Raw genomic sequence first — 13,201 nt, 5'->3', positions numbered from 1 at the left:
ACGGCGCGGCGTCGGCGTACGGACGCTGGTCGGTGTGCGACCGCGCGGCATCGGCGTAGGGGTGCTCGGTGTCGGCGTGCCTGCGCACGTCGGCCGTGTGCTCAGCGGCGGCGTACTGGCGTGAAGCGGACCGGCGTGCCCGGTACCGCCTGAGCGGCTGCCGGGAGGTCGGTGGAGCGGACGACCGCGATCACCGGGTACCCGCCGGTGGTCGGATGGTCGGCGAGGAACACCACCGGTCTGCCGTCCGGCGGTACCTGGACGGCGCCCAGGACCAGGCCCTCGCTGGGGAGTTCGCCGGAGACGGCCCTCTCCAGCGGGGGCCCGTCGGTCCGCAGGCCGATGCGGTTGCTCGCGGAGGACACCCGGTACGGGCGTGTGGTGAGGGTACGCAGTGCCGACGCCGTGAACCAGTCGTCGCGCGGACCGGGCGTCACACGCAGTACCAGTTCGGAGGGCGGCGCGACGTGCGGGACGACGTCCACGCGCGCGTGGAGCGCGCCGGGCCGGCCCACGGGCAGCACCGTGCCGTCGGTGAGGGGCGCCGGGCCGAGGCCCGAGAGGAGGTCGGTGGAACGGCTCCCGAGGACCGGCTCCACGGCCACGCCTCCCGAGACGGCCACGTAGCTGCGCAGCCCCGCGCGCGCGGAGCCGACGTCCAGGAGTGCCCCGGCGGGCAGGTGCACGGGCGCGCTCCAGGCGGCGGGACGGCCGTCCACGGTCACCGGGCACGGCGCTCCCGTCACCGCCACGACGACCGCCGAACGCGGCCGCAGGGCGCAGCCGTCGAGCGTCGTCTCCAGGACGGCCGACTCCGCCGGATTGCCGACGAGCCGGTTGGCCAGTGCCGCCGCGGGCGGGTCGAGTGCGCCGGAGCGCGGTACGCCGAGGTGCGCGTGGCCGGGGCGGCCCTCGTCCTGGACCGTGGTGAGGGCTCCGGAGCGGACGACCGACAGGGCACGGTCCGTCATGAGAGCTCCGCCGGGACGAAGCGGACGCGGGCACCCGGTGTCAGCAGCGCCGCGGGCACGCGCGCGTGGTCCCACAACACCGCGTCCGTCGTGCCGATCAGCTGCCAGCCGCCCGGCGAGGAACGCGGGTACACGCCCGTGTACGGGCCGGCGAGCGCCACGGAACCCGCCGGGACCGCCGTACGCGGAGTCGCCCGGCGAGGCACGTCGTACCGGGACGGCAACCCCGTGAGATAGCCGAAGCCGGGGGCGAACCCGCAGAAGGCGACCCGGAACTCGGCCGCCGCGTGGATCGCGGGCACCTCCCGCTCCTCGACACCCCACAGAGCCGCGACGTCCGTCAGGTCGGGGCCGTCGTAGCGCACGGGGATCGCGACGGCGCCGTCCGCGCGCGCGGGCAGCGGCGGGATGTGCCACGAGGGCAGCCGTCCGGCCAGTCCCACGGGGTCGTCCACACCGTCCAGGAGGACGGTACGGGCCGCCGGCACGATCTCCCGCACGGACAGGGTCCCCTCGGCGCGCCGGCGCAGCAGCTCCGCGTGCAGAGCCTGGGCGGCGTCGCCGCAGGAGACCTCGACGAGCAGGGCGCTCTCCCCGACGGGCAGCGCCCGCACACCCTCCTCCGGGGGCCGGGCCGCGATCCCGCTTCCGGCGGACGGGGCGGAGCTTTCCCCGAGGGGCGCTGCCGTCATGCGAACGCCTCCACGCGGACGCCGGAGGACTCCAGGCTTTCGCGCACGCGGCGGGCCAGGCCGACCGCGCCCGGGGTGTCCCCGTGCAGGCACAGGGAGCGTGCCCGGACCGGGATGCGGGTCCCGGACAGGGCGCTCACCTCACCGAGGCGGGCCAGTCCCACCGAGCGCTCGACCACGGCCTCGGCGTCCGTGATGACCGCGCCGTCCCGGCCCCGCGGCACCAGCGTGCCCTCCTCGGTGTACGCGCGGTCCGCGAACGCCTCGGTGGCGGTGGGCAGTCCGGCCTGTTCGGCGAGTTTCAGGAAGCGGGACGACGGCAGGCCGAGGACGGGCAGGGCGGCGTCCGCGAGCCGGACGCCCTCGACGACCGCCGCCGCCTGCTCCTCGTCGTGCACCACACGGTTGTAGAGCGCGCCGTGCGGCTTCACGTACGCGACACGTGCCCCGGCCGCGCGCGCGAAGACCTCCAAGGCGCCGATCTGGTAAGCCACTTCGGCGGCCAGCTCGTCCGGCGGCACGTCCATCGCGCGCCGCCCGAACCCCGCCAGGTCCCGGTAGGAGACCTGGGCACCGATCCGCACGCCGCGCTCGGCCGCCAGCGCGCACACCCGCCGCATGGTGGCCGCGTCCCCGGCGTGGAAGCCGCAGGCCACGTTGGCGCTGGTGACGACGGACAGCAGTTGTTCGTCGTCGGTCAGTCGCCAGCGGCCGAAGCCCTCGCCGAGGTCGGCGTTGAGATCGATCGGGGTCATGGGGAGCGGTCCCTCCTGTTCGGTCGTCGTGGGCCGCGTCACGCCACGCGGTACTGCTCGTCACGGGTGTCCGTGAGGAACATCTGACCGGGTGCGTGGGTGATCGCGAAAGGGGGGCGGGAGGCCATCACGGCCGCCTGGGGCGTGACACCGCACGCCCAGAACACCGGGATGTCGTCCGGCGCGAAGTCCACGGGATCGCCGAAGTCGGGGCGTGCGAGGTCCGCGACGCCCAGCCCCGACGGCTCACCGCAGTGCACCGGCCCGCCGTGCACGGCGGGCAGCAGACTGCTCTCCCTGATCGCCGCGGCCAGGTGCTCGGGAGGGACCGGGCGCATCGACACCACCATCGGGCCGTGCAGCCGCCCCGCGGGCCGGCACTGACGCGCCGTCACGTACATCGAGACGTTGCGCCCCTGTTCGATGTGGCGCATCGGTACCCCCGCCTCGCTCAGCGCCCACTCGAAGGTGAAGCTGCACCCGATGAGAAAGGACACCAGGTCGTCACGCCAGCGGTCCAGCACGTCCGTCGGCTCGTCGACCAACTCGCCGTGCTCCCAGATCCGGTAGCGCGGGAGATCGGTGCGCAGGTCGGCACCCTCGGCGAGCGGAGTGGTCCAGGCGCCGGCGTCGGTGACGTCCAGCACCGGGCAGGGTTTGGGGTTGCGCTGGCAGAACAGCAGCATCTCGTACGCCCAGTCGGCGGGGACCGAGATGAGGTTCGCCTGCGTGTGGCCCGCGGCGACCCCCGCGGTGGGGCCGGACAGGCCCGAACGGAAGCGGGCCCGCGCCTGTCCGGGCGTCCACGCGTGCGCGTGGACGTCGCGGCCGGGCGCCCCCGTCGCGCGGAGTTGCGGGCCGGGGAGACTCGACGGGCGCACGTGGAGGGTGTCCTTCACCGGAGTTCCTTCCCGCGGGTCTCGGGGAGCCCGAGGAGGGCCACCGCGGCGAGGGCGTAGCCGATCGCGCCGAAGACCAGCGCGCCGCCCACGCCCCAGCTGTCGGCCAGGAAGCCGACGGTGGTGGGGAAGACCGCGCCCACGGCACGCCCGGTGTTGTACGTGAAGCCCTGCCCCGTGCCGCGCACAGCCGTCGGGTACAGCTCGCTCAGGAACGAGCCGAAGCCGCTGAAGATGGCCGACATGCAGAAGCCCAGCGGGAAACCGAGCACGAGCAGCAGGTCGTTGGCGCCGCCGGGGATGTTCGCGTACGCGAGGATGCAGGCCGCCGACAGGATCGCGAAGAGCAGGATGTTGCGCTTGCGGCCGAGCTTGTCGGTGAGGTAGCCGCCGGTGAGGTAGCCGATGAAGGCCCCGGAGATCAGGAACGTGAGGTAGCTGCCGGTGCCGACGACGGACAGACCGCGTTCCGTCTTCAGGTAGGTGGGCACCCAGGTGGCCAGCGTGTAGTAGCCGCCCTGGACACCGGTGGAGAGCAGGACCGCGAAGCACGTGGTGCGCAGCAGGCCGGGACCGTCGGCGCCGGCGGGCTTGAAGATGGCGGCGAACGAGCCCTTCCTGGCGCTCTTCTCGCGCTGGGCGGCCGCCTCGGGGGCGTCCTGCACCTTGCGGCGGACCCAGACGACGAGCAGTGCGGGCAGCGCGCCGGTCCAGAACATCACGCGCCAGGCGAGGTCGTCGTCGACGTACTGGAAGACCAGTGTGTAGACGACGACCGCGAGCCCCCAGCCGACGGCCCAGGAGCTCTGGACCGCGCCGAGCGTACGGCCACGGTGGCGCGGGCTCGCGTACTCGGCGACCAGGATGGCGCCGACCGCCCACTCGCCGCCGAAGCCGAGGCCCTGAAGGGCCCGGAACACCAGCAGTGTCTCGTAGTTGGGCGCGAAGCCGCAGGCCACGGTGAACACCGCGTAGGTGGCCACGGTGAGCAGCAGTGCCTTCACGCGCCCGATGCGGTCCGCGACGACGCCGGCGACCGCGCCGCCGATCGCCGAGACGACCAGCGTGACCGTGGTGAACAGGCCGGTCTGGCCGCTGTCCAGGCCGAAGTACGCGGCGAGCGCGACCATGCCGAGCGGCAGCGTGAAGTAGTCGTACGAGTCGAGGGCGTAGCCCCCGAAGGCGCCGCCGAAGGCGCGGCGGCCCCGCGGGCCGAGGGCCCGCAGCCAGTCGAACGCGCCGTCCCGACCGGCGGGTTCGGGTGCACCCGGCCGGGCGTCGGGGGTCAGGGCCTGGGACGGAGGGGTTGTGCTCATGGGCACCTCACAGTGAGGGGACGGAGGGTGCTTGGGCTGAGCGGTGCGGCGCGCGGCGGCGGACGCCGGAGCGGTGCGAGTGCGGGTCGGCGGCCTGCCGTGCGCGGTCGTGCTGGCGGTGCGGGTGCGAGTCCTGCGGCTTGGCGTGTGCGTTCGTGCGAGCAGATGCGTGCGTGTGCGGTTCGGGGCTGCGCTGCACGTGCGTCCGCAGCCGCGAGCAACATCTATGCGGTTTTATGGGCGATTTGCCCGCAGTTGTTCGAGCGGTGCGGTGAAGCCGAGCGGATGACGCCTGACCGCCAAGGTAGAGGATCGTTGAACGATCCCTCAATACCCATGTTGTTTCGTTCTTGTATCTGCGATTGAATTCCGGGCATGGCAGAGCTGACGGGACTGGCCGACGATCGCGCCCTGCTGGGCCGCACCAGCACCGCCGAGCGGGTCTCGGACATCCTCAGGAGCCGTATCGCCGACGGGTTCTTCCCGCCCGGCACGCGATTGTCCGAGGACAGCATCGGCGGGGCGCTCGGCGTCTCCCGCAACACCCTGCGGGAGGCCTTCCGGCTGCTCACGCACGAACGGCTGCTGGTCCACGAGCTCAACCGCGGCGTCTTCGTACGGGTGCTGACCGTCGACGACGTCGAGGACATCTACCGCACCCGCTCCCTCGTCGAGTGCGCCGTGGTCCGAGGCCTCGGTGAGCCGCCGTACGCCGTGGACGGCCTCGCCCACGCCGTCGCCGACGGACAGCGGGCGGCGCGCGAAGGCGACTGGAAGGGCGTCTCCACCGCCAACATCCACTTCCACCGGGAACTGGTGGCGCTCGCCGGGAGCGACCGCACCGACGAGCTGATGCGCAGCGTCTTCGCCGAACTCCGCCTCGCCTTCCACGTGGTGGACGACCCCCGGCGGCTCCACGAGCCCTACCTCGTCCGCAACCGTGACATCCTCGGCACCCTCCAGGACGGCGACCGGGACGGCGCAGAGCAACTGCTCTCGGTCTACCTCGACGACTCGCTCAGTGGCCTCGTCGAGGTGTACGGACGGCGGGTGGCCGACGCGGCGCAGGGCACCGCCTGACCGGGCCGGGGGCCATCTCTGTGCCTGTCGTGACCGCCGGTCGCATCTGCGTCGTTTCGACCGTTGTCAGACCGAGGACCTAGTCTGTGCACCGTGACTTCGCGTGCATCGACGGACAGCGTTCCGCCCCAGCTCAGCGCGGGGCCGCGCCCGGCACCGGGCCCGGCCGCCGACGAGGGCCTGGCGCGGCGCCTGCGCGCGCTCGCCTGCACCGCGCCGCTGCACGACCTCGACGCACGCAAGGCGAACCTCGCCGGTGAGTACACGGTCTACGGAATGGCGGAGATCGCCCTCGCCGCCATCGACCTCGTCACACTCAACATGGACTTCGACACAGGCGCCGACCACGACCAGATAGTGGCCAGGCTCATCCCGCGCATCGCCGCGCAGGCCCCGCGGCGGCCCGTCGCCGAGCACGAGCGCGTGGCCCGCTGGGTCCTGGAGAACCTGATCAACGTCGGCAGCGTCGACCGCGGCTTTCGCGCGGTGTACGGCACCTTCGCGACCGACGGCTCCTACGTCCGCCGCGACTACGACTTCAAGCTGATCGAGGAGGTGCCCGGGTACGGCGGCAGCGTCTACCTCCGTACGACCGACGAAGCGGTCAACGTCCTCGTCGGCGCCCTCGACACCGACGTCACCAGCGCGCAGATCGCCGCCGAGGTCAAGCTGGAGGTGCTGATCAGCAGGGGCCGGCTCGCGGACGCCCAGCTCGCCGCCGAGCAGGCCCGCTACCGCACCGTGCAGTACTCCGAGACGCTCCGCCGGGCGCTGGACGCGACCCGCCGCAATGTGCGGGCCGTCGACTGGCTCCAGGCCGTCCCGGACATGATCGCCGAGGCGCTGGACCACGTGGCCGACCGGTACCGCCACGAGAACGCGATCCTCACCAACATCCGCAAGGCCCGGGACGAGTCCGAGGATCCGGAGCACAAGCGGCGGGCCGCCGAGCTCGTCGACATCGTCAAGGACTGCATCCGCAGGCACACCCAGCTCCAGTCCCGGCTGCTGGAGGCGGGCCCCCTGTTCCGCGCGGAGCAGGACCGGCAGGCCTTCGCGACCCCCATGACGACGTCCGGCATCGACCTGTACGGACATCTCGTCGCCCCTGTACTGCCCCTGCCGGTGGAGCGGGCACTGCGCGTCACCGACGCCTTCTTCGCCCGCGGGACGGGGTTGCGCACCCCCGTCGCCGTACGCGTCGGGGATCTCGTCGACCTGCTCCTGACCCCGCCCCTGGAGCGGGAGCACCTCGGCGCCGAGATGCCCGAGCCCGATCTGATCGCCACGCCGGACGACAGCCGGTTCAGTGAGGAGCAGCTCGCCTCCGCGAGGGAACTGCTCGACCTGCCCGCGGACGCGCCGCGCCGCCTGTCCGGACTCCTTGCCGAAGCCCGCCGCCGCGACCCCGAACTGCCCTATCTGGTCGCGCTGCTGGCCGTCCACGCGGCCAGCCCGCCGGTCGGCACCGCCTACCGGCAGGGCGAGGAGAAGCTGCTCTTCGCGGTGGACGACGGCACGGAGCTGGACGACCCGGAGTTCGGCGGCGCCGACCTCATCGTCGGCACCGCCCTGCTGGACGCGGCGGGGATGGCGGCGGGCCGCACGGAAGCCGCATGAGATGCCGGACCGCAGCCGGACGCGGGACCGGACCGACGCCCGCCTGACCCAGGCCGGACGCGGCGCCGGGCCCGCGACGGAGCCCGCGTGGCGACGGCGGGGAGCCGCGCGAGCGGCCCGGCCCGGACCGGACACCCGGCCCGGCGCACGCCGCACGAGCCGCCGGGCGACAGCCCCCTGACATTGACGTAAGTGATGAAGCACCAGCCGACCAAGGAGCCCCGACCGTGACCGAGCACGTCGAGTGGAGTGAACCGGAGGCCACCGCCGCTCCGGCGCACGCCCCCGTCACCCCGGCCGACGCCGCCGACGCGGCGCGGCTCGTCGCCTTCGGGCTCCAGCCCAAGCTCCAGCCCGCCCGCGACCAGGAGTACACCGAGCTGCTGCGCCGCTACCGCGAGGACCCGCCGTTCGCACGGCTCGCCGACGCCGTGGCCGCCGGGCTCGGGCTGGTCGTGCTGGAGGTGTCCCCGCGGGCGGGGATGGCGGTGACCGCCGCCGAAGACTCCGTGTTCGCCGTCCGGATGGGCGACTACGCCCGCCGCGCGTCGGCCGACTCCGGCGACCGCTTCCTGCACGGGCTCGCCCACCTCGCGCTCGCCGCCCTCGCCTTCCCCCGCCCCGAGGACCTCGCGGACGACGGCTACATCGGACGCGTCTCGGTCAACGGCGTCGACGCGTTCGTCCGGCAGGCCTGCCGGCGCCTGGAGGAGCGGGCGGGCGACCAGGGCGAGAACACCGACCCGGCGACGGACGCCCCGGGTCTGGAGGCGGCATGGCGGATCTGGGCGCGCCGCAGCTCCACCGGCGCCACCAAGGACGCGAGACGACTGGCCGGCTCGACCACCGGCATCATCGGCAAGGCGGCCGCATTCCTCACCGACTCGGGATTCCTCCAGCGCACCGGGGACGACGCAGGAGGCACCTACCGCACGACGGCCCGCTATCAGCTCCAGGTCCGCGACATGGCGGGCAGCGCGGCCATGGCCGAGCTCCTGGAACTGGGCGTCGTCCCGGTGACCGACGGCACCGCGACCCTGATGCCCGCCGAGGACACCGACGACCTCGAGCTGGCCGCCGACGCCGGACTGCCCTTCCACTCCTGACCGACTCACCCCCCTCACGACTACGAGAGTCCGCCGCCATGTACGAGCTGTCCCGGGTCCGCCTCTACTCCATCGGGCCTGCCGGTGCGCGCTACGCCGACACCGTGCTGGACCTGCGGGGTGTCGGCGAGCCCGTGCCCGACCCCGCGCCCATCCAGGCGGAGTTCTTCGAGGAGGAGCCCGTCGGGCCGCCGCGCCGGCCCGCTCCGGCGGGCGTGCTCTTCCTGGAGAACGGCGGCGGCAAGTCGGTGCTGCTCAAGCTGATCTTCTCCGTGATGCTCCCCGGCCACCGCAACACCCTCGGCGGCGCCAGCTCCGGCGTCCTGCGCAAGTTCCTGCTCGCCGACGACTGCGGGCACGTCGCGCTGGAGTGGCAGCACACGCTGACCGGCGAGTGCGTCGTGGTCGGCAAGGCCAGCGAATGGCGCGGGCGGCAGATCTCCAACGACCCGCGGAAGTTCGCCGAGGCCTGGTACTCCTTCCGGCCCGGCCCCGGACTGAGCCTGGACAATCTGCCCGTCGCGGAGTCCACCGCCGTGCGCCCGCCGGTGGAGGGCGCGTCCGGGGCGCAGGGACGACGCCGCACCATGAAGGGTTTCCGGGACGCGATCACCGAGGCCGGCAAGGCGTACCCGCACCTCGAAGTGCACTGGGAGGAAATCCACGACCGGTGGAACGAACACCTCGGCGACCTGGGCCTGGACCCCGAACTCTTCCGCTACCAGCGGGAGATGAACGCCGACGAGGGTGAGGCCGCCGGCCTCTTCGCGGTCAAGAAGGACTCCGACTTCACCGACCTGCTGCTGCGTGCGGTCACCGACACCCGGGACACCGACGGACTCGCCGACCTGGTCGGCGGCTTCGGCAACAAACTGGGGCGCCGCGCCGAACTGATCGCCGAGCGCGACTTCACGGCCGGCTCCGTCGAGCTCCTCGGGCGGATCGTCGAGGCCAGCGCGGCGCGCGCACGCGCGCGTGACATCCATGCGGGCGCGGAGCGGCGCACCCGGACACTGGCACGCCGGCTGTCCGCGCGTGCCGTGCAGGAGCGCGTGCGGGCCGGTGAGCTCGCCCAGCGCGTGACCGCCGCCGCGTACGCCGTCACCCACGCCGAGGGTGCCCGCGAGCGCAGCTCCCTCATCGCCGCCGAACTCGCCTACCGGCACGCCTCGTTGGCCCTGGCCGGGGCCGAGAAGTCCGCGACGGCACAGAAGCGCGAGCTCGCCGACGCGCGCACCCTGCACTCCGCGTGGCAGGCCGCCGAGGCCGTGCTGCGGCACCGCGCGGCCGCCGACCGCTCCGCGCGCGTGGCCGCCGCGATCCGGGAGGCCGAACGCGACGCAGCACCCGCGCTCGCCGCGCGCGCCGAGGCCGCCGTCGACCTGGTCCGCGCCCTGCACCGCGCCGCCGAGAGCGCCGAGACCCTCGCCAACGAGGAGGAGGAGCGCTCGGCCGGTCTCCAGGAGGTCGGCGAGACGGCCTACGCGGACTCGACCGCCGCTGCGACCGCGGCGCAGCGCGCCCGCAGCGAGGTCGGGCATCTGCGTCAGCGCCTCGCCGAGGTCGAGCAGGAGACCGCCGAGGCGGTGCGCGCCGGCTGGCTCGACGACAGCGCCCCGGACGCCGACCCGGCCCGCGCCGCGCTCGCCGCCAGCGACGCCGAGAAGACGGCCGTCGCCTCCTGGGACACCGCACGCGAGGCCGCGCGCCGTGCCTTCGAGCACGCCCGCGAGGCCGCCTCCGCCGAGTCCCGCGCGGAACTGACGGCCGCACGCGCGGCGGACGCCGCCACGGCGGCCGAGCGGTCCTACGAGGCGGAGCGCCGTACGGCGGAGACGCTGGCCCAGGAGGAGCGGCTGGCCGAACTGCTCGGTCTGCCGGGCGCCGCCCGCCCGGTCCGCGGCACCGTGCCCGTACCCCGCACCGGCGACAGCCCGGCCGAGGACGCCCGCGGCGGTGGCGCCCACGGCAAGGAAGACGGTGCCGGGGCGAGGCGGAGAGCCGCGGACGACACTTGGGACACGGCCGAAAGCCCCTTGGCCCCAAACGAGTTGGACCACTACGCCGACGAGCTCCGCGAGCTCCTCGACGACGGGGTCGCCGCCGCCGAGCGCCAGCTGTTCGAGCTGCGGACCGCCGCCGCGGACGACGCGCGCATTCTCGGCGCCCTCGGCGACGGCGGCCTGCTGCCGCCGGGCCCCGACGTGCTGGCCACCGTGGAGTACCTCGGCGAACACGGCATTCCTGCCCTGCCCGGCTGGCGCTATCTCGCCCAGGCCGTCGACCCCGCCGACCACGCGCGCGTGCTCGCCGCCCGCCCTGAGCTGGTCGACGGCGTGATCATCACCGACCCGGACACGCACGCGCGGGCCCGCGAGGTGCTCGGCGACGCCGCGCTGCTGCCCCGTTCGGCCGTGGCCGTCGGCACCGCCGCCGCGCTGCTCGCCCCCACCCCGGCCCCCGACGCGGGAGACGGCGGAGTCTTCCTCGTACCGCCGAACCCGGCCATGCACGACGAGCACGCCGCCGACGAGGAGCGGCAGACGCTGCGCAGCCGCGCCACCCAGCGGGACGAGGAGATCCGCGTCCTGGCCGGGCGGCTCGCCAAGGACCGCGAGCTGGCGGCACGCCTCGCCTCGTGGCGCACCGGATGCCCGGCCGGGCGGCTCACGGAGCTCGTCACGGCCGCGGGAGAAGCACGCGCGTTCGCCGACGAGGCCGAGGCGGAGCTGGCCGAGGCCCGCACCGTCCGGGCGGAGGCCGACGAGGCCGCGGCCGAAGCGTCCCACGTGCGCGACGAACGCCAGGAGGCCGCGCAGCGTGCCCGGCGTGCCGCCGACGCGCTCGCCGGGCTCGCGTTCCGGCTGCGTGAGCGCGCCGGCTGGCAGGTCAAGGTCCGTGAACTCGCCGACGAGGCCGCGGAGTCGGAAGCGCGCGCCCAGGTCTGCCTGGAGCGCGCCCGCGCCGCCGACGAGGACCGCCGTGCCGCCCAGCGCGCGGCCGACGACGCCCGGCGCACGGCCCGCGCGCTGCGTGCCGAGCGCGCGGAGATCGCGGGCGCCCCCGATGACGTACCGGAGGACGGGGCGGCAGCGTCGCAGTCCCCGCTGCCCGCCCTGCGCGAGGCCTACCGCGCAGCGTCCCAGCTGTACGAGAAGGTCGGCGTCGGCGCCGACCTCCGCGCCGAACAGGCCCGGGCCGAGAGCGACGAGAGCGCCGCGCTCGCGGAACTGGACCGGCTGAGCAACAAGGTACGCACGCGCGCGGCCCAGCTCCTGGAATCGCCCGACGGCTCCGACGGGCCCTCCCGGCAGGCCGCCGCCGCCCGTGCCGAGGAGCTCGTGCAGCTCCTGGAGACCCGGATGTCGACCGCGAGCGAGCAGCTCGGACGACTGCGCGGCGAGGCCGAGCGGCACGCACCCGAGGACGGGGAGGCCCACACCCGGCTGCCCGAGGAACTGCTGCCCCGCGACGCCGAGCACGCGCAGAGCCTGCTGCGCACCGCCACGGGCGAACTGACCTCCCGTGTCGAGGCGTTGGACCAGGCCCGCGAGGCCCATGCCGAACTGCTCGCCGCCCACCGAGCCGCCGAGGACGCGGCCGGCGGCTTCGACGAGACGTCCGCCCTGCTCAGGGACCTCCTGCGCGAGCACGCCGACGAGGAGCAGGAGGAGCCCGAGCCCTACCCCGGCACGCTCGAAGAGGCACGCCACGTCGCCGCGGAGACCCGCCGCTCGCTGCGTGGCTGCGCCGCCGACCTGTCCGCCGCCGAGTCGGCCGTCCGCGAGGCCGGTGACGTCCTGGTACGGCATGCCAACTCCACGCGGTACGAGCAGGTGCGCACCCCCGCACGGCAGCAGATCCGCGAGCTTCCCGCCGCCGCGCTGCCGGATCACGCGCAGAAGTGGGCGGACGCGTTCGCGCCCCGGCTGCGGGTGCTGACCGACGAGCTGGCGCAACTGGAGCGCAACCGTGACTCGATCGTGGACCGGCTTCGCGGGCTCGTGGAGTCGTCGCTCGCCACCCTGCGGTCCGCGCAGCGGCTGTCCCGCCTCCCTGAAGGGCTCGGCGAGTGGTCGGGACAGGAGTTCCTGCGGATCCGGTTCGAGGAGCCCGACCAGGCCACCCTCACGGAGCGGCTCGGCGAGGTCGTCGACGAGGCGACCCGCGCGGCGGTCAGGAAGAACTCGGACATGCGCCGCGACGGTATGTCCCTGCTGCTGCGCGGAGTCAGCGCGGCACTCCAGCCGAAGGGCATCGCCGTCGAGATCCTCAAGCCGGACGCCGTGCTGCGCGCCGAGCGTGTCCCGGTCGGGCAGATGGGCGACGTCTTCTCCGGCGGACAGCTGCTCACCGCGGCCATCGCCCTGTACTGCACGATGGCCGCGCTGCGCAGCAACGACCGGGGCCGCGACAAGCACCGTCACGCCGGCACGCTCTTCCTCGACAACCCCATCGGCCGCGCCAACGCGACGTACCTGCTGGAGCTCCAGCGGGCCGTCTCGGACGCGCTCGGCGTCCAGCTCCTGTACACCACGGGCCTGTTCGACACGACGGCGCTCGCCGAGTTCCCGCTGGTGATCCGGCTCCGCAACGACGCCGACCTGCGTGCCGGCCTGAAGTACATCAGCGTGGAGGAGCACCTGCGGCCGGGACTGCCGCAGCAGCCGCAGGCGGGGGAGGCCGTGCACAGCGAGATCACGGCGACGCGGATGTACAAACGTCCCGCGCCGAGCACTCCGCAGCCCTGAGTGGTGCGGGG

At 74.2% G+C, this 13,201-nt stretch carries 9 protein-coding genes; 4 read left to right on the top strand and 5 right to left on the bottom strand.

Going from position 1 to position 13,201, the window contains the following annotated elements; all coding sequences use genetic code 11:
- Positions 1 to 101: 101 nt before the first annotated feature.
- From H305_RS0129375 to H305_RS0129355, 5 genes are all read right to left on the bottom strand, one after another.
- Complete coding sequence (locus tag H305_RS0129375) at positions 102 to 971, bottom strand: biotin-dependent carboxyltransferase family protein (protein ID WP_028803614.1); 870 nt, start codon at positions 969 to 971, stop codon at positions 102 to 104.
- Positions 968 to 1,585, bottom strand: coding sequence for a 5-oxoprolinase subunit B family protein (locus H305_RS0129370; protein WP_028803613.1), 618 nt, complete (start codon positions 1,583 to 1,585; stop codon positions 968 to 970). The genes H305_RS0129375 and H305_RS0129370 overlap by 4 nt, the downstream gene beginning before the upstream one ends.
- 74 nt (positions 1,586 to 1,659) lie before the next feature.
- Positions 1,660 to 2,418 carry a LamB/YcsF family protein gene (locus tag H305_RS0129365; protein ID WP_028803612.1) on the bottom strand — a complete coding sequence of 253 codons (759 nt, stop codon included), beginning with the start codon at positions 2,416 to 2,418 and terminating at the stop codon, positions 1,660 to 1,662.
- Positions 2,419 to 2,456: 38 nt separating this feature from the next.
- On the bottom strand, positions 2,457 to 3,299 hold the full coding sequence (locus H305_RS0129360; RefSeq protein WP_028803611.1) for a putative hydro-lyase: 843 nt from the start codon (positions 3,297 to 3,299) through the stop codon (positions 2,457 to 2,459).
- Between the two features lie 14 nt (positions 3,300 to 3,313).
- Positions 3,314 to 4,633: an MFS transporter gene (locus H305_RS0129355; RefSeq protein WP_028803610.1), complete on the bottom strand. Its 1,320-nt coding sequence runs from the start codon at positions 4,631 to 4,633 to the stop codon at positions 3,314 to 3,316.
- 375 nt (positions 4,634 to 5,008) lie between these two features.
- Here H305_RS0129355 and H305_RS0129350 point away from each other — a divergent pair, with 375 nt between their 5' ends.
- The 4 genes from H305_RS0129350 (at position 5,009) to H305_RS0129335 (ending at position 13,190) form a co-directional block, all read left to right on the top strand.
- Entirely contained in the window at positions 5,009 to 5,713 is a 705-nt protein-coding gene (locus tag H305_RS0129350; protein WP_028803609.1) for a GntR family transcriptional regulator, read from the top strand.
- Positions 5,714 to 5,806: 93 nt separating this feature from the next.
- A complete protein-coding gene (locus H305_RS0129345; RefSeq protein ID WP_028803608.1) occupies positions 5,807 to 7,333 on the top strand; it encodes a hypothetical protein in 1,527 nt (508 codons plus the stop codon).
- Between the two features lie 227 nt (positions 7,334 to 7,560).
- Positions 7,561 to 8,439 (top strand): hypothetical protein, encoded by an 879-nt coding sequence (locus tag H305_RS0129340; protein ID WP_028803607.1) that lies wholly within the window; start codon positions 7,561 to 7,563, stop codon positions 8,437 to 8,439.
- Positions 8,440 to 8,477: 38 nt separating this feature from the next.
- Positions 8,478 to 13,190 (top strand): hypothetical protein, encoded by a 4,713-nt coding sequence (locus H305_RS0129335; protein WP_028803606.1) that lies wholly within the window; start codon positions 8,478 to 8,480, stop codon positions 13,188 to 13,190.
- The last annotated feature ends 11 nt before the right edge of the window (positions 13,191 to 13,201 follow it).

Origin of the sequence: Streptomyces sp. 142MFCol3.1 (genome assembly GCF_000424945.1) — a bacterium.
Taxonomy (GTDB): domain Bacteria; phylum Actinomycetota; class Actinomycetes; order Streptomycetales; family Streptomycetaceae; genus Streptomyces; species Streptomyces siamensis.
Note: the sequence above shows the minus strand (reverse complement) of the source record. Positions and strands in the feature narration are given on the sequence as shown.